The 1,156-nt window shown below is 71.0% G+C and carries 2 protein-coding genes; both read left to right on the top strand.

The window, feature by feature from the left end; genetic code table 11:
• A partial coding sequence (gene cysD, locus ACZ7RU_RS37020) for a sulfate adenylyltransferase subunit CysD (RefSeq protein WP_470345398.1) occupies positions 1-662 on the top strand: 662 nt, incomplete at its 5' end.
• A partial coding sequence (locus ACZ7RU_RS37025; RefSeq protein ID WP_470345399.1) for a GTP-binding protein occupies positions 662-1,156 on the top strand: 495 nt, incomplete at its 3' end. The genes cysD and ACZ7RU_RS37025, both read left to right, overlap by 1 nt.

Below are 1,156 nucleotides of genomic sequence, written 5' to 3' on the forward strand. Positions count from 1 at the left end.
CCCGGCACAACCTGCGCCTGCACGTCGCCCACGTCCAGGACTTCATCGACCGCGGCGTACTGCGCGAACGCCCCGACGGCACCCGCAACCCGCTCCAGACCGTCCCCCTCCTCGACGCCATCGACAGCCACCGCTTCGACGCGGTGTTCGGCGGCGGACGCCGCGACGAGGAGAAGGCCCGCGCCAAGGAACGCGTCTTCTCCCTGCGCGACGAGTTCGGCGCCTGGGACCCGCGCCGCCAGCGCCCCGAACTGTGGTCCCTCTACAACGGCCGCCACGCGGCCGGCGAGCACGTCCGCGTCTTCCCCCTGTCCAACTGGACCGAACTCGACGTGTGGCAGTACATCGAACGCGAGGACATCGAACTCCCCGAGATCTACTACGCCCACCACCGCGACGTCTTCGCCCGCGGCGGCATGTGGCTGACCGCCGGCGACTGGGGCGGCCCCAAGGACACCGAACCCGTCGAGCGGCGCATGATCCGCTACCGCACCGTCGGCGACATGTCCTGCACCGGCGCCGTCGACTCCGACGCCACCACCATCCAGGCCGTCATCGCCGAGATCGCCGCCAGCCGCCTCACCGAACGCGGCGCCACCCGCGCCGACGACAAACTCTCCGAGGCCGCGATGGAAGACCGCAAGCGCGAGGGATACTTCTAATGACCACCACCACCCGGCAAGCCACCGCGACGTCGCTGCTGCGCTTCGCGACCGCGGGCTCCGTCGACGACGGCAAGTCCACCCTCGTCGGCCGCCTCCTGCACGACTCCAAGTCCGTCCTCGCCGACCAGCTCGAAGCCGTCGAACGCGTCTCCCTGGGCCGCGGCCAGGACACCCCCGACCTCGCCCTGCTCACCGACGGCCTGCGCGCCGAGCGCGAACAGGGCATCACCATCGACGTCGCCCACCGCTACTTCGCCACCCCCCGACGCCGCTTCATCCTCGCCGACACCCCCGGCCACGTGCAGTACACCCGCAACATGGTCACCGGCGCCTCCACCGCCGAACTCGCCGTCGTCCTCGTCGACGCCCGCAACGGCATCGTCGAACAGACCCGCCGCCACGCCGCCGTCGCCGCCCTCCTACGCGTGCCCCACGTCGTCCTGGCCGTCAACAAGATGGACCTCGTCGACTACGCCGAACCCGTCTTCGCC

The organism is Kitasatospora sp. NPDC114501 (assembly GCF_055633695.1).